Here is a 25,088-nt window from a genome sequence, read left to right on the forward strand (position 1 = left end):
AGGATCAATGACACAAGCATTGACCACAGAAGAACAAAGCAAGGATCGTTTTTTCCAGGCACTGGCGAAAGTGGCCGAAGAGATGGTCGAAGAGCACGGCAAAGATTTCGCGGCAGGGGCGCTTGTTCTGGCCGCGCGCTGGGTGGCCGAAAACCGCCTTGGCCAAGCCGAAGACCTCAAGCACTAATGGAGCTTTGACGCCTGCCGCACTCCGGTGGGCGTCGTTCCGGGGGCCGCCAGCCTTTGAATCTGGCTCACGAGTATACTGTTCAACGGTCCGGCCAGCTGCGCAAGCGGGTCGGTTGCAGAGGGTGTATTGGCGGCTGTTGCGCCCGCCAGATCCAATATTTTCGTCAAATCCGGCTCCACCAGTTGAGCGAAGGCACAGAGTTCATGAATCCGAAACGTGGCAAAATGCAAGCTGTCGTCATTCACCAGCACGTTGTCGTGTTGGCGGGTCGGAACATGGGTGTTGAGCGCGTTGCTGTGCACCGCCGCGCCCAGCGTGGTCAGCACCGTCTTGCGCCATTTCGCATAGTCGGTGTCGGCGGAGTGATCAATGCCAACGGTATAGAGCTTTTCGGAAATGGTCCGAAAAACCCGCCCGCCCGCGATGTGACGCCGCCAAAATTCATTCGCCTCTTCAACGCTTTGGCAGTCGGCAAACCGTTGTGCAAGTTTGGGGCGGATCAGCAGGACCAGAGCCATATCCACATCTTCGGAAATCGACCGGGCGATTTGCATGGCGGGCATCGGCAGGTCGGTCAATGCCAAAAGCCGCAGGGCGCTGAGTTGTTCGGTCAGCCGCGCAGACAGGGCAGCAAGCCCGTGCCATTGCGCCGGGGTCAGGCCTTCGATGTGATGAGTGCGTCCGCAACTTGTCCCCGCGTGCAACGCCCGGACCCAGAGAATGCATTGGTCAAACAGAAAGACCAGATCCACCTCGGTGCTGTTGGGCGCGTTCTCAACGCGCGGCAAGGCCCGGAACCCCGGCAGGCTGCGCACCCCGTCGCGCCAGTGGCGATCGAAGTCCAACCCTTGCGCGGCCCAAAGCTGTTTCACCCGTGCCAAAAGCTGTGGCGAGAGGCCGGGATAGGACAGTTCGGGTGGCGCGTATTCGAAAGGGAGTGTTCCGCCAGTCGGATCGGTCTTGTGCATCGGGCTGCGTGTCCGGGTTTCAGTTAAGCCACGATAACCCGGCCATCGCGCACATGGCCAGAGTTTTGTCCCAACCGGGACGGAGGAGTTGTCCCGAGAGGGACAGAGGGAGAATGAGATGACGCTAGCCATACGTATGCGCGCCAGACAGACACAGGTGTTCAAAATCGGTCAGGTGATCGAGGTGTTGAACATGTCGTCGGCCGAGTTGGATGATCATATTGCACAGACCGCGCGGGACAATCCGATGATCGTGCTGCGCCCGCGCAGCGCGGGCGGTGTCAGTGCGACGGATGTTCTTGAAATGACAGCCGTAGAAGAGGCCTCAAGCCTCTATGATCATGTCTTTCGCGAGCTGGCCGGGTTGATTTTACAAGGCGGGCAGTTGGAAAAACTGGTCACCGCCTTGATCGAGGAACTTGATCCATCCGGCTGGCTTGGCCGGTCGGTGGCCCAGATCTCCGAGACGCTGGATATGCGGGCTGAGGTGGTCGAAACGGCGCTGAAGATTATCCAGAAACGTGTCGAACCGGCGGGGCTTTTCGCCCGGACTCTCGAAGAGTGTTTGCGGCTTCAGTTGGAAGATCAGGACGCCATGACCGAGACCATGGGGCGGGTTTTGGCCCATCTGGGGGCGTTTGAAAAAGGCGGTCCCACCTGTCTGGCGAAAGCGACCGGGCTTGAGATGGAGGAGGTGATGTCCTGCCTGTCCGTGATCCGTCGGCTGAACCCGAAACCGGGTGCTGTTTTCATGACGGATGCGACGCTTTTGCGTGAACCGGATGTCAGGGTGACCTTGTCCGCGACGGGGTGGGAGATCGAATTTCTCTCCGCGCGCGCGTCCGAAGTGTCGATTTTACCGATGCCAAAAGCCGGGCAGACCCCCGCGTTGCGTGAAGCGCTTGCACGGGCGCGAGCGTTGAAACAAGCCCTGGAGTTGCGTCAGTCCGCGGTAAAGCAGGTGGTGCGGGTTTTGGTGGATCGACAAAGCGCGTATTTTCACACCGGGGCCGAAGCTTTGGAGCCGATGACCATGTCCGAAATCGCCCAGATCGCCGGGTATCATGCCAGCACCGTGAGCCGGGTGTTGAATGGGCTGTTGATCGAAGGCCCCCATGGCGTGATCGCGGCGCGGGTGCTTTGCGCCGGGGCGGCTTCGGTCGGGATGACACATTCCAAAGCTAAAGTTCAGGCGCGCATCCGGGCTCTTCTTGCCACCGAGGATTCCGCTCATCCGCTGTCTGATCGTCGCTTGACGGCGCTGTTGCAGGTGGAGGGCATCACCGTGTCCCGACGTATTGTGTCGAAATATCGTCAGGAAATCGGTCTTGCACCCGCCGCGAAACGGCGTCTTTACGCCTGAGGTTTCAGCGAGATTTTGAGGCGTCGAAACCTCCCGCATCAGCGCGAAATCTTCGAGGAATATCCACACAACGTGCCGGGCGAATGCTCGGCATATTGCGTTTTGAGCACTGCTTTTTTTCGTCTGCCTGACCCTGTCCGGGCAGAGTGTAAAATGCGTTAAGTGTAACGTGTAACGCTTCGTAACTGTGCGAAACGTCCGAGTGACACAATATGCGACAATATGTCCGTTTCACTCAGGGCGCAGACACGGCTGATTTTGAGTGTGCAAAATAAATTAACAGAAAATATACATTATAAACAAATACTTAAATATTTTTAACCGCGAGATCTGCGGTTTTTTCGAATTGTGGAACGCCGTTTGCAACAAGACCTGCACAAGACGCGAGCAGCTGCTCCACGCGGGGCAGCCTCAAAGAACGAAGGATAGGGAGTGAGGGCATTCGGGTGATGGGCCAAGGCACATGCCGGCCATCGTAAGGATGTCGATCTTTTCAACCTTTGCCGAAAACCGGCGCCGCTGGAGATTGAACACCGGCGCTCAAACGCAACGGCAAAAGCCGCCAACAGGTGACCGGGGTTCCGGTTGCAGAGCTTTAAGGAGGCTCATGGCATGACTTTAACGCTTAATAAAATCACGTCTCAGCGTGGGATTTCGGTGGGGGAGGCCACCAAGAAGATTTCCGATCTTGGTTGGAACCCTTCTTATGTGCAGGAAGCCAGCACCTTCCCGACAGACTACAAAATCACCAAGGCACCGCGCGACCCGATGAAACAGGTTCTGCGCTCCTACTTCCCGATGCAGGAAGAAAAGGACAACCGGGTTTATGGCGCACTTGACGCCGCTTTGCGCGGTGACATGTTCCGCAATGTTCAACCCCGTTGGGTCGAATGGATGAAGCTCTTCTTGGCCATCATCCCCTTCCCGGAAATTTCGGCGGCGCGCTCCATGGCGATGATTGCACGCCTGGCTCCGGGCGAAGATCTGCGGACCGGGTTTACCATGCAGATGGTGGACGAATTCCGTCACTCCACGATTCAGATGAACCTGAAAAAGTGGTACATGGAAAACTACATCGACCCGGCCGGGTTCGACATCACCGAAGAAGCGTTTGGCAAATGCTATGCCACCACAATCGGCCGCCAATTCGGCGAAGGCTTCATCACCGGGGACGTGATGACTTCGGCCTGTATGTATTTGACCGTGGTTGCTGAAACGGCCTTTACCAACACGCTTTTCGTGGCCATGCCGTCGGAAGCCGCCCGCAATGGCGACTACGCGCTGCCCACCGTGTTCTTGTCGGTTCAGTCGGACGAAAGCCGTCACATTGGCAACGGCCACTCGATGTTGATGGCCGCGCTCAAAGAGCCGGAAAACCACCTGCTTTTGGAACGCGATCTGCGTTACGCGTTCTGGCAAAACCACGCCATCGTTGACGCTGCCATCGGTACGCTGATCGAATACGGCACCACCAACCGCGACAAGGACAAAGAGTCCTATGCGGAAATGTGGCACCGCTGGATCTTTGAAGACTACTACCGGACCTACATGCTTCCGCTTGAGAAGTATGGTGTGAAAGTCCACCACGATGACGTCCAGGAAGCCTGGAACCGGATCACCAAGAAGAACTACGTTCACAAGATCGCTCAGTTCTTTGCCGTTGGCTGGCCTGTCAACTTCTGGCGGATCGAAGCTCAGACCGAAAAAGATTTCGAATGGTTCGAGCACAAATATCCGGGTTGGTATGCCGAGTTCGGTGATTTCTGGAAATGGTACTCCAAACTGTCGAAGCCGGGTGAAACGGTCGTCACCTTCAACGAAGACACCGGCTACGTCTATCCGCATCGGTGCTGGTCGAGCTTGGTGCCATGTGTCGTCCGTGAAGACATCGTTGTCGATCAGATCGACGGCCAGTGGCACACCTTTGCGCATGAGCTGGATCGCTGGACCGCAGTCTCTGCGTTCTCGGATGAATACGAGGGCCGCCCGACGCCTGCGATGGGCAAATTCTCGGGCAAACGCGAATGGGAAAGCGTCTACGACGGTTGGGATCTGGCGGATGCCATCAAGGATCTGAACTTCGTCCGCGAAGATGGCGAAACCCTTGTCGCTCAGCCGCACCTGCGGTTCGACAACAAGGATATGTGGAAGCTCGAGCATGTGCGTGGTCACACGCTGCGGTCGCCGCTGAACATGTTGCGCGCAATGTCGGATACGGATCGCGATGCGCATATCGCCAAGTATCGCGAAGGCTTCACCATCAACCCCTGCAACTAAACCAACACGGCGGGGGCCGACTGACGGCCCCCTCCACCCGGTGTGCAATGTCTGCACGCTGTGGATAGGGAGGACACAATGACGGATATTTATACTGTCCGGTTGGAACCGGTCGGAGTGGAGTTTGAAGTCGAGGAAGACGAAACCATTCTCGACGCCGCGTTCCGGCAGGGGATCGCGCTACCTCACGGGTGCAAGGAAGGGCAATGCTCGGCGTGTAAATGCGTCAAGCTGAATGGCGAAACGGAGATGTTGAAATACTCCACCTTCGCGTTGAATGACATGGAGAAAGACAGCGGGCATATCCTGATGTGCCGCGCGCATGCCTACAGCGACATTGATATCGAACTGTTGAACTATGACGAAGAGGTTCTGTCCAAGTCGATCCCGGTGAAGCAGTATTCCGGCAAGATCGTCGATTTCCAAAAACTGACCCATGACATTCGCGCTGTTCAAATTGAACTGGATGCGCCTCTCAAATTTTGGGCGGGTCAATATGTCGACATCACAGTCAAAACGGAAAAAGGGGAGAAGATTACACGCTCGTTCTCCATGGCAAATCCGCCGAGCGAAGCCCAAAAACTCGGCTTCATCATCAAAAAATACCCTGACGGACGGTTCTCCAACGAACTCGACGATGGTGGCATCAAAGCCGGAGCCGAAGTCGAAATCGAAGGGCCCTACGGGATGTGCTTCCGACGCGAAGGACGAGACGGGCCAGTGATCCTTGTCGGAGCCGGGTCCGGGATGTCGCCTGTTTGGTCGATTTTGAACGATCAGGTGGTCAGCGGAGAAGAGCGCCCGATCTATTTCTTCTACGGCGCGCGGTCTCAAAGCGACCTTTTCAAACTGGACGAGATCAAGGCGTTGACCGACGCCCACCCGAATGTCGAGTTCATTCCGGTGCTCAGCCATGAGGCTGACGACAGCGGATGGGCCGGCGAGCGCGGCTTTGTTCATGAATGCGTCGATGCGCGGTTGAAGGAGATCGACTGCGACGGGGAGGGGGACGTGTATGCCTGTGGACCGCCGCCGATGATCGACGCGCTGACACCCGTTTTGTTCATGCGCAACTTCGAAACAGACCGCATTTTCTACGACAAGTTCACGCCCACTTCCGGTTCTTCGGGCCATTGAACCCGGCTCGAACGCTAGTGACGTGAAACCAACCAAAGGGAGGCTACAATGGTAGCAACATCAAGCTCAGTAGGATCCGGCGCCGCCGGTGCAGCAACATTCGTCGGCTCAACCAGCCGCCGCTACAACTATTTCGAACCGCGCGGCAAACGGGCAACCCATTACGAAGACGTCACAGTTGACGTACAACCCGATCCCGAGCGCTACCTGATCCAAAACTGGATCATTGAATTCGAGGGCGGAAAAGGCGGCGGGGCCTACACGAAAGACAGCACGGCCGCGCTGTCGAGCAACTGGCACGCTTTCCGCGCCCCCGACCAAGAATGGGAACGCACCCACTATCAGCGCCAGTCCAAGATCGAGAGCATGGTGCAAAGCGTGATCACCAATGCGCGCCGCGCCGGTGCACCGCGGTCTTTCGACAAAAACTGGCAGATGATCCTGCAAAAACATTTGGGCGCATGGAAACATGCCGAATTTGGTCTTGGCACCTCGCTGATGCAGGCGCAGCGCTATGGCTACTCCCAGATGATCAACAACGCCACCTTGACGAACTCGTCCTACAAGATGCGCCTTGCACAGGACATCACCTTGTATCTGGCCGAAATCGGCATGGATCTTGAAGGGTGGGACGATGAGCTGGGCAAAAAATGCTGGCTCGAAGATCCGATCTGGCAGCCGACCCGCGAAGCGATCGAGACGATCATGGGCTGTGAGGATTACCTCGAGCAATATTTCGCGATCAACATCGTGTTCGAACCTCTGGTCGGCGAATTGATCCGGTCCGGCTTCTTCATGCAGGCCGCAGCCGCCAACAACGACTTCATCACGCCGCCGGTGATCTCGGCCGCAGAAGCGGATTACGAACGCAACCTCGCGAACACCGTGGACCTGATTTACCTGTTGGCAAACGACGAACAATACGGCGATCACAACCGGAAGCTGTTCAAAGGCTGGCTCGCGAAGCACCGCGACCTGGCCGACAAAGCCGCCATCGCGTTGCAGCCGATCTGGTCGCAGCCGCATTCCAAGCCGGTATCGTTCGAAGATGTCAAAGCTGTTTCGCATGAGCGGATCAGCCAGATCGTCACCGAGTTGGGCCTCAGCTAACTTTCTGAAAAGGAATGAGAAATGTCTATCAATGCCCGTGATGCTTCCAAGCAGAACATTTTCAAATCTATGAAGGACATCACCTTCGATCAAACGATTTCACACCAGTGTGGGATCACCATGAATGACTCGGTCGAGGCCCGTGCCATCGCCGAATTCATGGGGCAGGATCCGAACGTGACGGTCACCTATAACCCGGCGACGATCCGGGTGGATGGCGAAGGCAAGCTGATCTTCAAAATGGATGAGATCAGCGAATTCTTCGGTCGTGAAATGACCGCTGAGATTTTTGAGGTGAACACCTCCACCCACTATGGCCGCATGGTCCGCGTGGATGACAACGTGGTGATCCTCTTCGGCAACATGGATGACGTGTTCGAATACATTTGATGACGCAAGGACGGGAGGGCGCGGTTCTTCGCGCCCTCTGACCCAACATCCAAATCAACACAAACGCACCACGACACTTTGGGAGGAAACCATGTTCAAGACACCTGAGGGGAAAGAGATTTTCGTACTCGACGGGCACACCCATTTTTGGGACGGCAGCCCTGAAAATCAGGCGAATATCCACGGCAAGCAATTCATTGATTGCTTCTACGCCTATCATACCAACCTGAGCCCATCCGAGGAGCTTTGGGAAAAATCGAAGTTCGAAAAATACAGCGAAGATGACGTCTATCGCGATCTCTTCGTCGATGGCCCGGACGACATGGCGATCATCCAATCGACCTATCTCAACGATTTCTACAAAAAGGGCTTTTCCTCGATCGAGCGCAGCTCGTCGATGGCCGCCCGTCATCCTGAGCGCTTTATCGTCAACGGCTCGTTCGATCCGCGTGATGGCGAAAAGGCTCTGGAATACATCCACTACATGAAAGAGACCTTCGACATTAAGGGCGTGAAAATGTACACGGCCGAATGGAATGGCGACAGCAAAGGCTGGGCGCTGAATGATCCGGCCGCTTACAAATGCTTTGAACTCTGCGAAAAGCTGGGCATCAAGAATGTTCATGTCCACAAGGGCCCGACAATCACACCCCTGTCCATGGATGCGTTTGATGTGCGCGATGTGGACTATGCGGCGACGGATTTCCAGAACCTGAACTGGATCATCGAACATTGCGGACTGCCGCGTCTGGATGAGTTCTGCTGGATCGCGACGCAGGAAACCAATGTCTATGGTGGTTTGGCTGTGGCGTTGCCGTTCATTCATTCGCGTCCGCGCTATTTCGGCGAGATCATGGCAGAGCTGTTGTTCTGGCTGGGTGAAGACAAGCTGTTGTTTGGCTCGGACTATGCGATCTGGACGCCGAAATGGTTGGTTGAGAAATTCTGGGACTATCAAATCCCCGAAGACATCGCCCAGGAACGGGGTGTGCAACTGACCGATGAGATCAAAGAAAAGATCCTCGGCCTCAACGCTGCACGTCTTTACGACATTGATGTAAATAAGAAAAAAGTCGAATTGGCCGGGTCTCCGGTTCAGATTGCGGCGGAGTGATCCGATGCTGGTGTCCACTCTCAAAACAGAGCTGGAACTCGACGTCTGGGACTGTCTCGAAGCGGTGACAGACCCGGAACTCGACGAACCCATTACAGACATGGGGTTCGTCGAGACGGTCGAAGTTTCGGATGCAAGAACGGTGCGAGTCGAATTTCGACTCCCCACCTACTGGTGTTCGCCGAATTTCGCCTTTCTGATGGCCTTTGGCATCCGCAAGGAGATCACCTCGCTGCCTTGGGTCAAAGAAATGACCGTTCAACTGAACGACCATTGTTTTGGCGATGAGGTCAATGAGGGTGTGAACAGCGGGCGAAATTACCACGATATCTTTGCCCAGTATTGCAAGGGAGAGCGACTGGACGACGTGGTTGCGAAGTTCATGTCCAAAGCCTTTGACAGGCGGCAAGAGGTTGTTTTGCTGGGTCTTCAGGCGCTTGGGCATAGGGCGGAGGATATTGTGTCGATGCCGCTGGCGGCGCTTCAGCGGATTGAATTCACAGGGGAAGAGGAACTGCGGCAGACACCGCGGTATCTGGACTTGCTCCTGTCTCAAGGTTTGGCGGTCAACCCGGATGATCTGGCTTTTCCGACTTGGGACGGGCAACCCATCCATGCCGCCGCGCTGACCAAGCATCTTACCCACCTCCGCAGCACCCGCATCAACATGGAGTTCAACGGCGCGATGTGCCGGGGGCTTGCCAAAACCCGCTACAAAGAAGTCGAGATCGGCCCCGAGGGGCCAACGCTGGTTGACTTTATTGCCGGGCGTGTGCCGCCCCGCGACGGAGCCAACCCGGGGCGATAAGTCTCTGATAAAATAAACGTTTTAGGAGGAAGCCCGAGAAATCTCTTGGGCAGAAGGAGGAAGATATGGCGAAACTCATGGTGCATGGAACGACCGCCAGGGACTGTCTGGCTCGCGGTGTGGCGCGGCTTGCCGCTGCGGTTGAGCCCACGCTCGGGCCGAAGGGTCTCAATGCAATGATCGACCGCCCGGTGGGAACGCCGCTTGTGACCCGCGACGGGGTGAGCATCGCGTGCGAGATCGAACTGAGTGATCGGTTTGAAAACATGGGCGCTCAGGTGGTGCGTGAAGTGTCGATGCAGACCAACGATGTCGCAGGTGACGGCACCACGACGGCGATAGTTCTGGCGAATGCGTTGATCCAAAAAGGTGTGGAGCTGGCCAACACCGGTGTGAAGCCGGTCGATCTGTGCAAGGGCATCGATCTGGCTGTGCAAGAGATCGTCAAGGCGATTGATGCCTCCTCGCGCGATTGCGAGGCGCATCCGGAGTATCTTGAAGCCGTGGCGCAGGTGTCCGCGACGGACCCGACCCTTGGCGCATTGGTTGCCGAAGCATTTCGTCGGGTCGGTAAAAGCGGTGTCATTTCCGCCGATTTCGGGGTGACCATCGAAACGACGATGGATGTGGTCGAGGGCATGTCCATCGAGCGCGGATATATCTCGCATCACATGGTCACGGATCGTGAAAACATGGAAGCGATCTTGCGCCATCCGCTGATCTTGATGACCGATCAGAAAATTCTTCAGCCTGAAATTCTGGACACAGCCATTTCCATCGCGGACGGCGAAAACCGTCCGCTTATGATCATCGCCGAAGAAATTGCACCCGAGGTAGTGATCCGGTTGCTGGAGGGCGGCGGCGCAGGGAAATACCTGATCGTCCACCCACCCGAGTACGGCCATTGGCGCACCGCGATGATGGATGATCTCGCCATCCTGACCGGCGGCGAGGTGATGGCCCGCGATCTTGGCAAGAAGATCGAGAAGGTCACGCGCGCACAACTTGGCGGGGCGGAAGTGGTGCGCTCACATGCCTCTGGCACCTCGATCCTGCGGGGAGAGGGCAATTCTGAGGCGATCACAGCCCGCCGCAATCAGGTGAAGCGGCAATATGACGTCGCACCACCGAACGTCGAAAAAGACAAGCTGCGCGAGCGGTTGTCGAAACTGACGGGGGGTAGCGCGATTATCTATGCGGGCGGGTTCACCCCGGTCGAACAAAAGCGGACGATCCAGTTGATCGAAGATGCTCTGTGCGCTGTGCGTGCGGCGGCCGAGGACGGTGTTGTCGCCGGCGGTGGCACCGCCTTGGCACAGATCGCGCCCTGTCTGGATGGGGTCAAAGCCGAAGGTGACATCGCCAAAGGCGTGGCCTTGGTGCGCTCAATCCTGACGCAACCTGTGCGCCGCATTGCCAGCAATGCTGGCGCAGATGTTGACGCTGTGGCGAAGGCTGTCGTCGAGGGGGCCACGGGCCAGGGCTTTAACGCGGCAACCGGCGAGTTTGGCGACATGTATGCGATGGGGATCATTGACCCCGCGCGTGTCCCGGCATCAGCCTGGTGAACGCCGCATCCGTCGCTCAGCTGATCCTGACAACCGAAACGCTTGTTGGGGATCTTGCGGAAGGCGAAGCCGATCCGACCGCGGGCCCTGCACGCGGTGGCGGTGCCGAGCTTTTGGGCCGTCCCTGACCTCGTTTGTGAATGAAATGGTGGCCGACCTCGTCACGGGGTCGGTCTGAACAGTCGGAAGGAACCTGACCATGAAAGCAGCAAGACTCTACGAATATGATCCCACAATGAAGGTGCAGCTGAAGATTGAAGACGTACGTCCTCCCACAATCACAGCGCCGGATGAGGTGATCATCAAAGTCGGTGCAGCCGGCTTGTGCCGCACCGACCTGCATATCATCGAAGGCGTTTGGAAAGACATCATGGATACCGGGGGCAATCTTTTGCCTTATATCATGGGCCATGAGAACGCGGGCTGGGTCGAAGACGTGGGCAGTGCCGTCACCTCGGTGAAACCCGGCGATGCGGTGATCTGTCACCCGCATCGCAGCTGTGGCATCTGTCTGAGTTGCCGGTATGGGCATGACATGTATTGTGACCACGGGCTGTTCCCCGGTCTCGGGTTGGACGGCGGCTTTGCCGAATATTTCAAGACCAGCGAAAGTTCGGTCATCAAGCTGAACACCGGCATCACCCCGCTCGAAGTTGCGCCCATGGCGGATGCGGGTATCACGGCCTACCGCGCGGCCAAAAAGGCGGCCAAACTCCTGAATCCAGGGGGCTATGTTGTGCTTTTGGGGATCGGTGGGCTTGGTCATATTGCGCTGCAAGTGCTGAAACACACAAGCGGGGCGCGGGTGATTGCGGTGGACCGTGAACCAGCCGCGCAGGTGCTTGCCAAAGAGTTGGGCGCGGACATCGTTCTCGACGGCGGACCGGACCTGATCGAACAGGTGAAAGAAGCGACCGGCGGCGGCGCACATGTGGTGATCGACTTTGTCGGCGAGCATGGCACCCAAAACATCTGCTGGAAGCTGCTTCGTCAGGGCGGCGAGTTGATCATGGTCGGCTATGGCGGCACCGTCGAAGTGCCAACACTGGACTTGGTCGCGAACGAGATCAAGATCGGTGGCAGCCTTGTGGGCGATTTTGTTGAGTTGGTCGAACTCATGGAAATGAATGCCGACGGCAAGGTGAAGATGCACCAGACCGAATACAGCCTCGACAACATCAACCAAGCCATCGTCGATTTCAATGATCGCAAGTTTACCGGTCGCGGGGTGATTGTCCCCTGAGGCCCGGACCGGTGAGTCAACGTGCAAGGGATCGTCCCATTGACCTTGCCGATGACATCGGCCCTGCGACCGCATCCTCGCTCTTGGTCGCAGGGCATTTAAAACTCTCAAGCGTAGAGGACTGAAAATGGCAAAAGCAATTCACTCCATGATCCGGGTGCTCAATGAGACCCAGTCTGTCGCCTTTTACCGCGCGGCCTTTGGGTTGGAGGTCGCGGAGCGGATCGATTTTGACGATTTCACGCTCGTCTATCTGTCCAATTCAGAGGCCACATTTGAACTTGAGTTGACGGTCAACAAGGGCACAACCGCGCCTTACGATCTGGGCAACGGTTATGGGCATCTTGCGTTCAGCGTTGAAGATCTTGAGGCCGAACACGCCCGGTTTGAGGCGGCGGGGTTTGCCCCGCGCAAGGTGGTTGATTTCAAAAGCAATGGCAAAACGCTGGCGCGGTTTTTCTTTGTTCAGGACCCGGACGGGTACCAGATCGAAGTTCTGCAACGCGCTGGCAGATATCAGTAAAATTGAAAAGGGAGGAAAACATGTCTCTTCGCAAGCAAGGTATGACGCGCCGGCAATTGTTGTCGCAAAGCGCAGTGTTCGGCGCCAGCTTCGCCATCGGATCCGGTTTTGTTGCGGGCCGGGTGGAGGCCGCAAATTGGGCTTTGGAGGTCGAGTATTTGTCGTCCGAAACCATGGCAACGCTGATCCAAATGGCACGAGATATCTATCCGCATGATCAGGTCTCTGATGCATATTACGCCATTGCCGTGAAAGGTTATGACACAGCTGAGGCCGCCGAAACCATCGAAGCGAATATCGCCGCTTTGGATGCGGCGGCAAAGGGCATCGGCTACGCGCGCTACATCGACGTGGGTTGGGAACGCGACCGGGTTGATCTGTTGCGCGCAATGGAAAACAGCCCGTTCTTTCAACAGGTTCGCGGTGGGTTGGTGACCGGCCTGTACAACCAAAAAGCCGTCTGGCCGATCTTTGGCTACGAGGGCGAGAGCTTTTCGCAAGGCGGATATATTGACCGCGGTTTCGATGACATCAATTGGCTTTGAGGGGTTTGAACAATGACTGCACCTTTTGATCTGAATGACGACAGCGTTGTCGTCATCATTGGCACCGGAGCCGGTGGTGGCGTGTTGGCCAATGAACTGGCACAAAAAGGAATTTCGGTTGTCTCGCTCGAGGCGGGTGGCCGGTATTTGCCCGAGGATTATATCAATGACGAATGGGACAGCTTTGGTCAGCTGGCCTGGACCGACCCTCGGTCGACCTCGGGCGACTGGCGCGTAGCCAAGGATTTTTCGGGCTTGCCTGCGTGGATTGTAAAGGCCGTTGGCGGCACCACGACCCATTGGGCGGGCGCGTCTTTGCGGTTTCAGGACCACGAATGGAAGGCCAAAACGACCTATGGCGATGTGCAAGGCGCGAACCTTCTGGATTGGCCGATCGACCCGCGTGAGATGGATGATTACTACACCAAAGCAGAAACCAAGCTGGGCGTCACACGCACGGGTGGCCGGGCGGGTTTGCCGGGCAACAACAACTACAAAGTGTTCGAAGCCGGGGCAAAGGCTCTGGGCTACAAAGAGGTCCACACGGGACGGATGGCGATCAATTCGGCCGAGTATGATGACCGCATGGCGTGCCAACAAACCGGGTTTTGTTTTCAGGGCTGTAAATGGGGCGCGAAATGGTCGTCGGCCTATACGGACATTCCCAAGGGGGAAGCGACCGGACATCTGGAAGTGCGCGAGCGGTGTCATGTCATGCGGATCGAGCATGACAAAAAGGGCAGGGTGAGCGGCGTTGTCTATGTCGATGCCAAAGGCAAACAGCACGAGCAAAAGGCGCGGATCGTCTGTGTCGCCGGGAATTCAATCGAAAGTCCGCGGCTGTTGCTGAATTCAGCCTCCTCCATGTTCCCCGATGGTTTGGCGAACAGTTCGGGTCAGGTCGGGCGCAACTACATGCGTCACATGACCGGATCGGTTTATGGCGTGTTTGATCAGCCGGTTCGTATGTGGCGTGGCACCACCATGGCCGGGATCATCCAAGACGAAGCCCGTCATGATCCGTCACGGGGATTTGTCGGCGGCTATGAGATGGAGACGCTGTCTCTGGGTCTGCCGTTCATGGCGGCCTTCCTTGATCCGGGCGGCTGGGGTCGTGAATTCACCACGGCGCTGGATCATTACGAGAACATGGCTGGCATGTGGCTTGTCGGCGAAGATATGCCACAAGAAACCAACCGGATCACGCTGAACCATGATATAAAGGATCAACATGGGTTGCCGGTGGCGAATGTGCACTTTGATGATCACCCGAACGATATTGCAATGCGCAGTCACGCCTACAAACAGGGTATTGCCGTGTACGAGGCCGTGGGCGCAACCCGCGTCTTCCCGACGCCGCCCTATCCTTCGACCCATAATATGGGCACGAACCGGATGTCTGAAAAGGCGAGTGATGGTGTGGTCAACAAGCATGGTCAGTCGCATGACATTGCCAACTTGTTTGTCTCGGACGGCAGTCAATTCACCACAGGTGCGGCGGAAAATCCGACGCTTACCATTGTGGCATTGGCGATCCGGCAGGCAGATTACATCGCATCCGAAATGGGCAAAAAGACGCTCTGACACCGTCTCTTGCTTTACAATAGGGCCGCTCGGGAAACCGGGAGGCCCGTCCCGTGCTTTAAAACGTATGGGCTCAAACTATATGTTCCACTTTAAAGGGAGGAAACCATGGACGGAAACAATCAGCATCGCGCGGGCAAATGTCCGGTTATGCACGGCGCCACCAATGCTTCGGGGCAAGGCAACCGGGACTGGTGGCCCAATCAGCTCAATCTGCGGATTTTGCACCAACATACCCCGGCTTCGAACCCGATGGGGCCGGATTTCAACTATGCCGAAGCGTTTCAAAAACTTGACCTGAAAGCGGTCAAGGCCGATCTGACCGCCCTGATGACCGACAGCAAAGACTGGTGGCCTGCGGATTACGGTCACTACGGCCCGTTTTTCATCCGTATGGCGTGGCATTCTGCCGGCACCTATCGGACCGCTGACGGGCGTGGCGGGGCCTCAACGGGCACTCAACGTTTTGCGCCGCTGAACAGTTGGCCGGACAACGGCAACCTTGATAAGGCCCGCCGTCTGCTATGGCCAATCAAGGAAAAATACGGCAACGCATTGTCTTGGGCCGATCTGATGATCCTGGCCGGAAACGTCGCGATCGAAAGCATGAACGGCAAGACCTTTGGCTTTGGCGGCGGTCGCCAAGACGTGTGGGAACCCGAAGAAGACATCTATTGGGGCTCGGAAACCGAATGGTTGGGCGACAAGCGCTACTCGGGCGACCGCGATTTGGAAAATCCGTTGGCCGCCGTGCAAATGGGTCTGATTTACGTCAATCCCGAAGGTCCGAACGGCACGCCTGATCCGATTGCCTCGGGCCGTGACATCCGCGAAACCTTTGCGCGGATGGCGATGAACGACGAGGAAACGGTTGCTTTGGTGGCGGGCGGCCACACGTTCGGTAAGGCACATGGGGCCGGTGATCCCGCGCTCGTGGGGGCGGAACCTGAGGCGGCCCCGCTGCAAGAGATGGGCTTTGGCTGGAAAAACACGCATGCGTCCGGCAAAGGCGTGGACACCACCACCTCGGGCATCGAAGGCCCTTGGACCGCGAACCCGATCCAGTGGGACAATGGCTATTTCGACCTGCTGTTCGGTTATGAGTGGGAACTGACCAAAAGCCCGGCTGGCGCGCATATCTGGCATGCCAAGGACCTGTCTGAGGGTGATCACGCGCCGCAGGTTGACGGTTCGGGTACGACGGTTCCGGTCATGATGACAACCGCCGATATGGCGATGCGGATGGACCCGATTTATGGGCCGATCTCGAAACGGTTCCATGAGGACCCCGAAGCCTTCGCCGAAGCCTTTGCGCGCGCCTGGTTCAAACTGACCCACCGCGACATGGGACCGAAAGCACTCTACCTTGGGGACGAGGTTCCCGCCGAAGATTTGATCTGGCAAGACCCGATCCCGACGGCAGATCATCCCCTGATCACGGATGCAGATGCCGCCGCCCTCAAGGCGGAAATCCTGTCCTCGGGTGTTTCGGTGTCGGATCTGGTCTTTGTTGCCTGGGCCTCGGCCTCGACATTCCGTGGCTCTGATAAACGCGGCGGTGCCAACGGGGCGCGTGTCCGACTGGCTCCGCAAAAGGATTGGGAGGCGAATGATCCCGCCCGTCTGGCCAAGGTGCTGGACAGGTTGAGCGCGATCCAAACCGCCTTTAACGGTCAGCAAAGCGACGGGAAAAAAGTCTCCTTGGCGGATTTGATCGTGTTGGGCGGCAATGCGGCCATTGAAAAGGCGGCCAAAGACGGCGGGACGGTCATTGCGGTGCCCTTTACGCCGGGTCGCACGGATGCCTCGGCTGAACAAACGGATGCAGACTCCTTTGCGCCGATGGAACCTGTCGCAGATGGATTCCGCAACTACGAGAAAGCCGCCTATACCTATCCGGCCGAAGCACTTTTGGTGGATAAGGCACAGCTTTTGACCCTTAGCGCGCCGGAAATGACCGTCTTGGTTGGCGGGATGCGGGCACTGGCAGCCAATCAAGGTGGATCGGAGCACGGCGTTTTGACCAAACGCCCCGGCACGCTCAGCAACGATTTCTTCGTCAACATTTTGGACATGGACACCGAATGGGTGCCGGTCGATGACTCCGAAACGCTTTTCGAAGGGCGTGACCGGGCGTCGGGGGCGAAGAAATGGAGCGCGACGCGCGTTGATCTGGCGTTCGGATCGAATTCGCAATTGCGGGCTTTGTCCGAGGTCTATGGCAGCCGCGCAAATGCGCAAGGCTTTGTGAAAGACTTCGTTGCGGCATGGGTCAAAGTGATGGATGCGGACCGTTTCGATCTGCGTTGATCGGAGTTGAATAAGAATGCCAAAGGCCGGATTTCGGCCTTTGGCAGACCTCGGTCTTGGCCTTTCCTGCGTCGGAAATGCGCCTTTGGCACAGGCCACCCCGTGTTCTCGTCCGTATCTGCGGAGAAAACGTTGTTCAGTTTTTGCACACTCATGCTCTGAAAGCCGGGAAATGACGTGTTTTGCAGAAGACTGCATCCATCTGATCCGTGGCGTCTTTTTCCAAAATTCGACGGGTTTCAGCCGTTTTTACCACGAAACCGATGATGTGTTCCGCTGGACGAGGCCGGTCTTTTCTCTTGGAGAGACGAGACAACTGCTGCTAATCTTTTAATCAGGGAGGAACTGAAATTGGATATTTTCTCGAAGAGGGAAGGTCCACGCGCGGAAGATGTGAAGGCGAAACGCCTGATCTCTGAAAATATGCCCGTGATCCGCAAACTCGCAGACCAGCTCAGCGGCGGTGGCTACACCCGTATGCGCCAGCAAGAGGCGAAACGGCGGGAGCCGCCCAAGCTCGACGGGCTGATGATCTATGATCTCAAAGCCTCTGTGCGCAATGATGTTGCCGACCCCTACGTAAAAGTCAGCCTGAACAACCGCGTTGTGTTGGCGGACAAATCCAGCGGGTTGCAGATTCAGATGCTGGGCGAAATTCGTGGCAATTTCATGTCTAAAAAACTGGTTCTTGCGACCAAGGAAAATGGATTCCTCTCCCCGTTGGATGACGATCTTTACGCCCTGCTGAAACATTTGGAAGGCGTTGAGATCACGCGTGACTTTACCGAGAAAGATCTGGCGAATGAGCTTGAGATTGTGTTGGACCTGAAAAGCACATGAGGAAAACGGCGCTTTTTGAATCATCAGCTATGAGAAAGGAAGGCGTGTCCCCTCATCATGACCCGTTCAAGTTATTACAACATGCAAAATGACAAGGCTGCGGGGCTGATATGCGGTTCCGATTATTCGGAACAGCATACCCGCGAGGCGTGGGAACGCTTTGTGTCCTCTGGTCAAAATACTGAGACCCGACCTGACACTGTGCGCGAGGAAATCCTTGCCTCGTGGCGACGCAGCCGGGAACTCGGGGTCAATGCCGGTGGGCAGGCGTCGCGCAAGATCATTGACGAGAACGGGGTGTTCCTGCGTCAGGAGCGCAACGCCGCTTTGCGCAAGGCGGCATCAGCCGCCTTTAAGCGTCTCGAACCCTATCTGAAAGAAGCCAAGACGATCCTGATCCTCGCGGATGATCAGGGCGTCATCATCGACGCCATTGGGGACGAGTTGATCCTGGACGAGGGTCAGGGCATCCATCTTGAGATCGGCGGGGATTGGAATGAACAAACCATCGGGACCAACGGGATCGGCACCGCGCTGAAGACGGGAAAGCCCGCCTATGTGCATGCTGCCGAGCATTTCGTAGAAGGTGTGCAGGCCTGGACCTGTGCGGGGGCCCCAATCCGCGATCCGTTTACCCAAGAGATTATCGGGGTCGTTGATTTGTCTGGCCCGCCCCAGATTTTCCGCCAACACAATATTGCTCTGGTGTTGGCCTCGGCGCGTGAAATTGAGATTGCCCTCGCGGAGCAGCAGCAAGAAGAGCGCGCCATGTTGCTCGAAGCCTTCATGATGTCCGAATACAGTCGGGTGGATCGCGGTGTGATCCTGTTGGATAAGAACGGTCACGTTCTGTTTCGGCGTGGGGTGGATGAAAAAACCTTGTTGCGGTCCAAGGAGTTAGAAGTCGGTCACAAGCTTTTGCCAAAGCTGTTGGAACTCTCAGACAGAGAGATCACGAACCTGCTGCCCCTGAGCCTTGAGACGGACGGTGTCGAGCGGCTGAAGCTGGAAGGCGTCTATCGTGGTGCGGCGTTGTTTTTGAAAAATAAGAACAATTCGACCCGTATACCTGCGTCGTGTACGATCAAACCGCGCAGCAATGTGAACGAGGCTGAGATCCAGATTATCGGCAGTTCGCCCAAGATGGTCGATGCGATCGAATTGGCCGAGCGAGTGGCGCAAGCCAATGTTTCCGTGCTGATCCATGGGGAAACCGGCGTCGGCAAAGAGCTGTTCGCGCGGTTGATCCATAGCCGCTTGCCGCGTGAAAAAGCCCCCTATGTACCGGTGAACTGCGCGGCGATTTCCGGCGAACTGATCGGGGCCGAACTCTTTGGCTATGAGGACGGGGCCTTCACCGGGGCGGTGCGTGGCGGACGCGCGGGCAAGTTTGAATTGGCCGATGGCGGCGTGCTGTGTCTTGATGAAATCGGGGACATGCCGATCGAATTGCAACCCTATCTGCTGCGGGCGCTTGAACAACGTGCGATCTATCGAGTCGGCGGCAGTCAACGCCGTCCGGTTGACGTCCGGCTGGTGGCGATGACGAACCGCGACCTGCGGCAAGAGATCGAAAAAGGCAATTTCCGGCGTGACCTGTTTTATCGCGTGGGCGTGGTGACCATCGAAGTCCCGCCCCTGCGGGATCGTGCGAATGACGTGCTTGAACTGGTCGCTCATTTTTCGCAAAGCTATGCCAAGGAAACCGGACGCCCGCCGATGACCTTCTCCGACGAGGTGATCAAACGGCTTATGGCCTATCAATGGCCGGGCAATGTGCGTGAATTGCGCAACGTGGTGCAGCGTGTTTACCTGATCAAGACAGATGATCTTGTGCGCCTGAGGGACTTACCGCCCGAATTGCAGGACGATTTCGCCAGTTGCGAAGAAGATCCACTACCAAACATTCTCAAAGGCCATTCCGGCGATCTCGAAAGCATTGAGGCCTCGGCCATCCGCCAGACGATGATTTCGGAGAATGGCAACCTGACGCGGGTTGCGGCGGTTCTGGGGATTTCTCGCCCGACGCTTTATCGCAAGATGAAGCAGTACCATATTCGCAAGGCGCTCTCTTCCGACGCCTAAGAGTTTTGCAACATGCAAAGCAGTCACTCCAAATGAGGACGCACCCGCTTGCGAACCCCGGCTTTTCGTTGTTGGATCAGTCGTATATTCAATGAGATAGCCCAGAAAATCTGTTGCCCGCATCAGCGGGTGACAGGCGCGTGTGCAAGCCGGTCTACGCCTTCGCCGTAACTTATCGGTTGACAGGACGCCACGGCATTTCGTTAATACCACTACGTCAGGGGAGTCCCGCCCAAGGGACTGAGAGGCTGATTGACGGCGGAAACCCCGCCCGAGGTGACGCGACCCTTAGAACCTGACCCAGTTGATGCTGGCGTAGGAAGACCGAAGGGCAATTCCGTACACCTCTGTCACGAGGGCGGTCCTTTCGGGCCGCTTGGCCCATTTGCGTTTGGCGCATGGGCGGTGGTCCATGTCTGCTACCCGTTTCACTTGGGTCTCATCGTTATGAGGAGACCGAAATGAAAGACACGATCCCAACAATCACCACAGGCGCTTTGCCTGCCTCACAAAAAATCTATGTTCATGGCCAGACCCATGAGCTGCGCGTGCCCCTGCGCGAGATTTCGGTGACGGGCGAGGCGCCATTGCGAGTCTATGACAGCTCCGGCCCCTATACTGACCCCGCAGCGCAGATCGAGATTTCCGAAGGGTTGGCCGATGTGCGCGGTGGCTGGCTTCAGGCGCGCGGCGACATCGAACAATATGAGGGGCGGGTGATCACAGATGCCGACAACGGCTTTGCGACCGGCGCGCGATTGACGCCCGCTTTCCCGAAACAGCGCGATCCGCTGCGCGCTGTTGGCAACCGGGCCGTGACGCAGCTTGCCTATGCCAAAGCCGGGGTGATCACGCCGGAAATGGAATTCGTCGCCATTCGTGAAAATGAAGGCCGGATGGCGGCCTATACCCGCGATGGCGATCCGATGGGGGCGGAACTGCCTGACCTCGTCACGCCGGAATTTGTCCGCCAGGAAATCGCCGAAGGCCGCGCGATCATTCCCGCCAACATCAACCACCGCGAATTGGAACCGATGATCATCGGCCGCAATTTCAAGGTCAAGATCAACGCCAATATCGGCAATTCCGCCGTCACTTCCTCGATGGAGGAAGAGGTAGAGAAAATGGTTTGGGCGATCCGGTGGGGCGCGGATACGGTGATGGATCTCTCCACCGGGCGCAACATTCACAACATTCGTGACTGGATCATCCGCAATGCGCCGGTGCCCATCGGCACTGTGCCGCTCTATCAGGCGTTGGAAAAGGTCAACGGCATTGCTGAGGACCTGACATGGGAGGTGTTCCGCGACACGCTCATTGAACAGGCCGAACAGGGCGTCGATTATTTCACCATCCATGCAGGCGTCCGACTGCACATGATCCCGATGACCGCCAAGCGGGTGACCGGGATTGTGTCGCGTGGTGGGTCGATCATGGCGAAATGGTGCATGCATCATCACCGCGAAAGTTTCCTCTACGAGCATTTCGACGAGATTTGCGACATCTGCCGCCGCTATGACGTGTCATTCTCTTTGGGCGATGGTTTGCGCCCCGGCTCCATTGCCGATGCCAATGACGAGGCACAATTTGCCGAATTGCGCACGCTTGGCGAGCTGACGAAAATCGCTTGGGCCAAGGATTGTCAGGTGATGATCGAAGGGCCTGGCCATGTGCCGATGCACAAGATCAAAGCCAATATGGACGAACAGCTCAAACATTGCCACGAAGCGCCGTTTTACACGCTCGGGCCACTGACGACCGACATCGCGCCGGGCTATGATCATATCACCTCCGCCATCGGTGCGGCGATGATCGGCTGGTTCGGCACGGCGATGCTATGCTATGTGACGCCCAAGGAACACCTTGGCCTGCCGGACCGAGACGATGTCAAAACCGGGGTCATCACCTACAAACTCGCCGCCCATGCCGCCGATCTGGCCAAGGGGCATCCGGGCGCGCAATTGCGTGACGACGCGCTGTCTCGGGCGCGGTTCGAATTTCGCTGGGAAGATCAGTTCAACCTTGGCCTTGATCCCGACACGGCGCGCGAGATGCATGACGAAACCATGCCAAAAGAGGCGCATAAAGTGGCGCATTTCTGTTCCATGTGTGGGCCGAAATTCTGTTCGATGCGGATTTCCCATGACATTCGCGCCGAGGCCGAAAAGCAGGATGGCATGGCGGCTATGGCCGCAAAATTCCGCGAGGGTGGCGAACTTTACCTGCCGACAGACGACAGCGCGAAGGAACCGGCGGAATGATTTCAGTTCTGGGATCAGGCGTGGTGGGGTTGTGCGTTGCCACCGCGCTGCATGAGGCGGGGCATGAAATCGAAGTGATCGCGCCCGAACACAGCCCGCCCCCCGCCTCCTGGCTGGCGGGGGGGATGCTTGCGCCCTATTGCGAGGGCGAAAGCGCGCCCGAGGTGATCGTCGCGCGCGGACAATCGGCGGTGGATTGGTGGGCGGCCCATGTCCCTGATGTGACGCGGCGCGGGACGCTTGTGCTCGCCGCTCCGCGTGATGCGGGGGAATTGGATCGCTTTGCGCGTGCAACACGCGGGCATGGCTGGGTGACGCCCGATGCATTGGAACCCGCAATATCTGGACGATTTGCGCGCGGGCTTTTCTTTGCAGCCGAGGCGCATCTCGACCCCCGTGCTGCGCTCACGGCCTTGCGCATGCGGCTTTTGGCGGCGGGGGTGGCGTTTCGCGACGGTCCCGCGCGCGGGCGCGTGGTGGATTGCACAGGGATTGCGGCCCGCGCGGCTCTGTCCGATCTGCGCGCGGTGCGTGGCGAGATGTTGGAACTGCACGCCCCCGATGTGACACTCACCCGGTCGATCCGCCTGCTGCATCCGCGCTTTCCGGTCTATATCGTGCCACGCGGCGCGGGGCGGTACATGGTCGGGGCGACGATGGTCGAAAGCGATGATGCGGGCGGTATCACGGCGCGGGCTGTGATGGAATTGCTGTCGGCGGCCTATACCGTTCACCCCGCTTTGCCGAGGGCGAGGTGATCACAACGGCGGCGGGGCTGCGGCCGTCCTTTCCAAACAATCTGCCTGCCATCCGGCATGTCGGTGATGTGATCCACGTCAATGGCATGTACCGCCACGGGTTTTTGATGGCCCCGGCACTCGCCCTTGATCTTGTCTCCGTTTTGGCAAAGGAGCCTGCCCATGCGCATTGACTTGAATGGTGCATCCCATGAAACGGCTGCGCCGACACTGGCCGATTTGATTGTCGAAACCGGTATTGAGGCGGCCGCAGTCGCCACCGCGCTCAATGGGCAGTTCGTGCCCTGCGCGGCGCGGGCATCGACCCCGCTCACCCCAGGCGCAAAGGTTGAACTCCTCGCGCCGATGCAGGGAGGATAGAATGTTTTATGGCATAGACCTCAACACCCGTTTGATGCTCGGCACCGCACAATACCCCTCGCCCGAGGTGCTGCGTGCGGCCATTTCGGCCTCTGACGCGGAGGTCATCACCGTCTCGTTGCGCCGCGAAGGGCCGGGGGGCAGCGGATTCCGTGATATTCTTCAGGACAGCGGTTGCCGGATTTTGCCCAACACCGCAGGGTGCCATACGGTCCGCGAGGCCGTGACCACCGCCCATATGGCGCGCGAGCTGTTTGGCACGCCTTGGATCAAGCTCGAAGTGATCGGCCATGCCGACACGTTGCAGCCCGATCCCTTTGCTTTGGTTGAGGCCGCACGCATTTTATGTGCGGATGGGTTCGATGTTTTTCCCTACACGACCGAAGATCTGATCGTGGGGGAGAAGCTGATCGAGGCCGGGTGTCGCGTGTTGATGCCATGGGGTGCGCCGATTGGGTCAGGGCAGGGGCTGCGCAACATCGGTGGGCTGCGTGCCATGCGGGCGCATTTTCCACAGGTGCCTTTGGTGATCGACGCCGGGATCGGCGCGCCGTCTCAGGCCATGCAGGCGATGGAAATGGGCTTTGACGCGGTGCTGTTGAACACCGCCGTGGCCAAGGCGCTTGACCCGGTGGCGATGGCGCGGGCCTTTTCGGATGCAATCACGGCGGGACGTTTGGCGCGAGAGGCGGGTTTGATGCCCGCGCGCGACATGGCCCATGCGTCCACGCCGGTGTTTGGCATGGCGGAGTTGTTGGCATGAAACTTGATCCGTTTTACCTAATCGTCGGCCATGTCAGTCAGATCGAATTGCTCGTCCCCCATGGGGTTCGCCTTGTCCAGCTCAGGATCAAAGACCAGGCGGAGGCAGAAATCCATCGTCAAATCCGCCGTGCCCGCGACTTTTGCGCCGTGCATCGCGCCCAGCTTGTGGTCAACGATCACTGGCAAGCGGCGCTTGATCTCAATTGTTCCTTTGTCCATCTGGGCCAAGAGGACATGGACAGCGCGGATTTTGCAGCCCTGCGTCGTGCGGGCATCGCCGTTGGCCTGTCCACCCATGATGAGGCGGAACTGGAGCGCGCCCTGTCGTGTGATCCGGCCTATGTCGCGCTTGGCCCGGTCTATCCGACGCTCCTCAAAAAGATGCCATGGGGTCCGCAAGGGCTGGAACGTGTGACCAAGTGGAAACGCGCGGCGGGTGACGTGCCGCTGGTCGGGATCGGCGGGCTAACGACCGAACGATTGCCGGGGCTGTTTGCCGCCGGGGCGGACAGTGCCGCGGTGGTGACGGATATCGCACAGGCGGCTGATCCCGAAACGCGCTGTTGCGACTGGATCAGGGCCACGGAGGCTTGGCGATGAACCGCTATGCACGGCAGGAAATCCTGCCCGAAATCGGCGCGGTCGGGCAAGCCCGGTTGGCCGCTGCGCGGGTTTTGGTGGTGGGGGCGGGCGGGCTTGGCTCCACCGTTTTGCCGCTTTTGGCCGGGGCGGGCGTCGGGCGGATCGACATCGTCGATCCCCGATCATGTGGAGGAAAGCAACCTGCACCGTCAGACCCTGTTTCGGATGTCTGATTTGGGGCGCTCCAAGGCCGAAGCTGCCGCGCAGAGTCTCAGTGCAGCCTCAACCCCGACCGGGCGATTCATTC

General features: G+C 57.8%; 22 protein-coding genes, 2 pseudogenes and 1 riboswitch. Of the genes and pseudogenes, 23 read left to right on the plus strand and 1 reads right to left on the minus strand.

Annotation, left to right across the window (positions count from 1 at the left end):
- Window positions 1-7 precede the first annotated feature (7 nt).
- Window positions 8-187: a hypothetical protein gene (locus tag C8029_RS17730; protein WP_009572592.1), complete on the plus strand. Its 180-nt coding sequence runs from the start codon at window positions 8-10 to the stop codon at window positions 185-187.
- Here C8029_RS17730 and C8029_RS17735 read toward each other — a convergent pair.
- Window positions 184-1,158 carry a hypothetical protein gene (locus tag C8029_RS17735; protein ID WP_152003407.1) on the minus strand — a complete coding sequence of 325 codons (975 nt, stop codon included), beginning with the start codon at window positions 1,156-1,158 and terminating at the stop codon, window positions 184-186. The genes C8029_RS17730 and C8029_RS17735 overlap by 4 nt on opposite strands.
- Window positions 1,159-1,276: 118 nt before the next feature.
- On the opposite strand from C8029_RS17735, the gene C8029_RS17740 reads away from it, so the two are divergent.
- From C8029_RS17740 to C8029_RS17840, 22 genes and pseudogenes are all read left to right on the plus strand, one after another.
- Entirely contained in the window at window positions 1,277-2,521 is a 1,245-nt protein-coding gene (locus C8029_RS17740) for an RNA polymerase factor sigma-54 (protein WP_226946386.1), read from the plus strand.
- Between the two features lie 612 nt (window positions 2,522-3,133).
- Window positions 3,134-4,798 (plus strand): aromatic/alkene/methane monooxygenase hydroxylase/oxygenase subunit alpha, encoded by a 1,665-nt coding sequence (locus tag C8029_RS17745; RefSeq protein WP_009572589.1) that lies wholly within the window; start codon window positions 3,134-3,136, stop codon window positions 4,796-4,798.
- A 78-nt stretch (window positions 4,799-4,876) separates the two neighbouring features.
- Window positions 4,877-5,935 (plus strand): NADH:ubiquinone reductase (Na(+)-transporting) subunit F, encoded by a 1,059-nt coding sequence (locus tag C8029_RS17750; protein ID WP_152003408.1) that lies wholly within the window; start codon window positions 4,877-4,879, stop codon window positions 5,933-5,935.
- 48 nt (window positions 5,936-5,983) lie between these two features.
- The gene (locus tag C8029_RS17755) at window positions 5,984-7,045 is read left to right on the plus strand and encodes an aromatic/alkene monooxygenase hydroxylase subunit beta (protein ID WP_009572587.1); all 1,062 of its coding nucleotides are present in this window, start codon (window positions 5,984-5,986) and stop codon (window positions 7,043-7,045) included.
- A 21-nt stretch (window positions 7,046-7,066) separates the two neighbouring features.
- Entirely contained in the window at window positions 7,067-7,435 is a 369-nt protein-coding gene (locus tag C8029_RS17760) for an MmoB/DmpM family protein (RefSeq protein ID WP_009572586.1), read from the plus strand.
- A 91-nt stretch (window positions 7,436-7,526) separates the two neighbouring features.
- Complete coding sequence (locus tag C8029_RS17765; RefSeq protein WP_009572585.1) at window positions 7,527-8,549, plus strand: amidohydrolase family protein; 1,023 nt, start codon at window positions 7,527-7,529, stop codon at window positions 8,547-8,549.
- A 4-nt stretch (window positions 8,550-8,553) separates the two neighbouring features.
- Window positions 8,554-9,357, plus strand: a complete 804-nt coding sequence (locus C8029_RS17770; protein ID WP_009572584.1) for an iron-sulfur cluster assembly protein — start codon at window positions 8,554-8,556, stop codon at window positions 9,355-9,357.
- A 65-nt stretch (window positions 9,358-9,422) separates the two neighbouring features.
- The gene (gene groEL / locus C8029_RS17775) at window positions 9,423-10,925 is read left to right on the plus strand and encodes a chaperonin GroEL (protein WP_226946387.1); all 1,503 of its coding nucleotides are present in this window, start codon (window positions 9,423-9,425) and stop codon (window positions 10,923-10,925) included.
- Window positions 10,922-11,053: a hypothetical protein gene (locus tag C8029_RS22820; RefSeq protein ID WP_286190007.1), complete on the plus strand. Its 132-nt coding sequence runs from the start codon at window positions 10,922-10,924 to the stop codon at window positions 11,051-11,053. Before groEL ends, C8029_RS22820 begins: the two co-directional genes overlap by 4 nt.
- 71 nt (window positions 11,054-11,124) lie before the next feature.
- Window positions 11,125-12,168, plus strand: coding sequence for an NAD(P)-dependent alcohol dehydrogenase (locus C8029_RS17780; RefSeq protein ID WP_009572582.1), 1,044 nt, complete (start codon window positions 11,125-11,127; stop codon window positions 12,166-12,168).
- A gap of 127 nt (window positions 12,169-12,295) precedes the next feature.
- A complete protein-coding gene (locus C8029_RS17785; RefSeq protein ID WP_009572581.1) occupies window positions 12,296-12,691 on the plus strand; it encodes a VOC family protein in 396 nt (131 codons plus the stop codon).
- A gap of 20 nt (window positions 12,692-12,711) precedes the next feature.
- Window positions 12,712-13,236 (plus strand): Twin-arginine translocation pathway signal, encoded by a 525-nt coding sequence (locus C8029_RS17790; protein WP_152003409.1) that lies wholly within the window; start codon window positions 12,712-12,714, stop codon window positions 13,234-13,236.
- 12 nt (window positions 13,237-13,248) lie between these two features.
- Window positions 13,249-14,820: a GMC family oxidoreductase gene (locus tag C8029_RS17795; RefSeq protein ID WP_152003410.1), complete on the plus strand. Its 1,572-nt coding sequence runs from the start codon at window positions 13,249-13,251 to the stop codon at window positions 14,818-14,820.
- A gap of 108 nt (window positions 14,821-14,928) precedes the next feature.
- Window positions 14,929-17,130, plus strand: a complete 2,202-nt coding sequence (katG, locus tag C8029_RS17800; protein WP_152003411.1) for a catalase/peroxidase HPI — start codon at window positions 14,929-14,931, stop codon at window positions 17,128-17,130.
- Between the two features lie 351 nt (window positions 17,131-17,481).
- A complete protein-coding gene (locus tag C8029_RS17805; protein ID WP_009572577.1) occupies window positions 17,482-17,970 on the plus strand; it encodes a hypothetical protein in 489 nt (162 codons plus the stop codon).
- A gap of 57 nt (window positions 17,971-18,027) precedes the next feature.
- Window positions 18,028-20,055, plus strand: coding sequence for a sigma-54-dependent Fis family transcriptional regulator (locus tag C8029_RS17810; RefSeq protein ID WP_152003412.1), 2,028 nt, complete (start codon window positions 18,028-18,030; stop codon window positions 20,053-20,055).
- A 209-nt stretch (window positions 20,056-20,264) separates the two neighbouring features.
- Window positions 20,265-20,394, plus strand: a riboswitch (TPP riboswitch).
- 122 nt (window positions 20,395-20,516) lie between these two features.
- Window positions 20,517-22,316, plus strand: coding sequence for a phosphomethylpyrimidine synthase ThiC (gene thiC, locus C8029_RS17815; RefSeq protein ID WP_152003413.1), 1,800 nt, complete (start codon window positions 20,517-20,519; stop codon window positions 22,314-22,316).
- A pseudogene (locus C8029_RS17820) lies at window positions 22,313-23,247 on the plus strand (FAD-dependent oxidoreductase). Before thiC ends, C8029_RS17820 begins: the two are co-directional and overlap by 4 nt.
- On the plus strand, window positions 23,237-23,434 hold the full coding sequence (gene thiS, locus C8029_RS17825; RefSeq protein WP_009572573.1) for a sulfur carrier protein ThiS: 198 nt from the start codon (window positions 23,237-23,239) through the stop codon (window positions 23,432-23,434). The pseudogene C8029_RS17820 and the gene thiS overlap by 11 nt, the downstream one beginning before the upstream one ends.
- A 1-nt stretch (window position 23,435) precedes the next feature.
- Complete coding sequence (locus tag C8029_RS17830; RefSeq protein WP_009572572.1) at window positions 23,436-24,197, plus strand: thiazole synthase; 762 nt, start codon at window positions 23,436-23,438, stop codon at window positions 24,195-24,197.
- Window positions 24,194-24,799: a thiamine phosphate synthase gene (locus C8029_RS17835; RefSeq protein WP_009572571.1), complete on the plus strand. Its 606-nt coding sequence runs from the start codon at window positions 24,194-24,196 to the stop codon at window positions 24,797-24,799. Before C8029_RS17830 ends, C8029_RS17835 begins: the two co-directional genes overlap by 4 nt.
- Window positions 24,796-25,088, plus strand: a pseudogene (locus C8029_RS17840) (HesA/MoeB/ThiF family protein); the annotation flags it as partial. The gene C8029_RS17835 and the pseudogene C8029_RS17840, both read left to right, overlap by 4 nt.

It is taken from the genome of Roseobacter sp. TSBP12 (assembly GCF_009129705.1).
Taxonomy (GTDB): domain Bacteria; phylum Pseudomonadota; class Alphaproteobacteria; order Rhodobacterales; family Rhodobacteraceae; genus Celeribacter; species Celeribacter baekdonensis_A.

Bases quoted from the DNA above. Each gene is read 5' to 3' on its own strand.
- C8029_RS17730 (WP_009572592.1), top strand. From the start codon at position 8: ATGACACAAGCATTGACCACAGAAGAACAAAGCAAGGATCGTTTTTTC.
- C8029_RS17735 (WP_152003407.1), bottom strand. From the start codon at position 1,158: ATGCACAAGACCGATCCGACTGGCGGAACACTCCCTTTCGAATACGCG.
- C8029_RS17740 (WP_226946386.1), top strand. From the start codon at position 1,277: ATGACGCTAGCCATACGTATGCGCGCCAGACAGACACAGGTGTTCAAA.
- C8029_RS17745 (WP_009572589.1), top strand. From the start codon at position 3,134: ATGACTTTAACGCTTAATAAAATCACGTCTCAGCGTGGGATTTCGGTG.
- C8029_RS17750 (WP_152003408.1), top strand. From the start codon at position 4,877: ATGACGGATATTTATACTGTCCGGTTGGAACCGGTCGGAGTGGAGTTT.
- C8029_RS17755 (WP_009572587.1), top strand. From the start codon at position 5,984: ATGGTAGCAACATCAAGCTCAGTAGGATCCGGCGCCGCCGGTGCAGCA.
- C8029_RS17760 (WP_009572586.1), top strand. From the start codon at position 7,067: ATGTCTATCAATGCCCGTGATGCTTCCAAGCAGAACATTTTCAAATCT.
- C8029_RS17765 (WP_009572585.1), top strand. From the start codon at position 7,527: ATGTTCAAGACACCTGAGGGGAAAGAGATTTTCGTACTCGACGGGCAC.
- C8029_RS17770 (WP_009572584.1), top strand. From the start codon at position 8,554: ATGCTGGTGTCCACTCTCAAAACAGAGCTGGAACTCGACGTCTGGGAC.
- groEL (WP_226946387.1), top strand. From the start codon at position 9,423: ATGGCGAAACTCATGGTGCATGGAACGACCGCCAGGGACTGTCTGGCT.
- C8029_RS17780 (WP_009572582.1), top strand. From the start codon at position 11,125: ATGAAAGCAGCAAGACTCTACGAATATGATCCCACAATGAAGGTGCAG.
- C8029_RS17785 (WP_009572581.1), top strand. From the start codon at position 12,296: ATGGCAAAAGCAATTCACTCCATGATCCGGGTGCTCAATGAGACCCAG.
- C8029_RS17790 (WP_152003409.1), top strand. From the start codon at position 12,712: ATGTCTCTTCGCAAGCAAGGTATGACGCGCCGGCAATTGTTGTCGCAA.
- C8029_RS17795 (WP_152003410.1), top strand. From the start codon at position 13,249: ATGACTGCACCTTTTGATCTGAATGACGACAGCGTTGTCGTCATCATT.
- katG (WP_152003411.1), top strand. From the start codon at position 14,929: ATGGACGGAAACAATCAGCATCGCGCGGGCAAATGTCCGGTTATGCAC.
- C8029_RS17810 (WP_152003412.1), top strand. From the start codon at position 18,028: ATGACCCGTTCAAGTTATTACAACATGCAAAATGACAAGGCTGCGGGG.
- thiC (WP_152003413.1), top strand. From the start codon at position 20,517: ATGAAAGACACGATCCCAACAATCACCACAGGCGCTTTGCCTGCCTCA.
- thiS (WP_009572573.1), top strand. From the start codon at position 23,237: ATGCGCATTGACTTGAATGGTGCATCCCATGAAACGGCTGCGCCGACA.
- C8029_RS17830 (WP_009572572.1), top strand. From the start codon at position 23,436: ATGTTTTATGGCATAGACCTCAACACCCGTTTGATGCTCGGCACCGCA.
- C8029_RS17835 (WP_009572571.1), top strand. From the start codon at position 24,194: ATGAAACTTGATCCGTTTTACCTAATCGTCGGCCATGTCAGTCAGATC.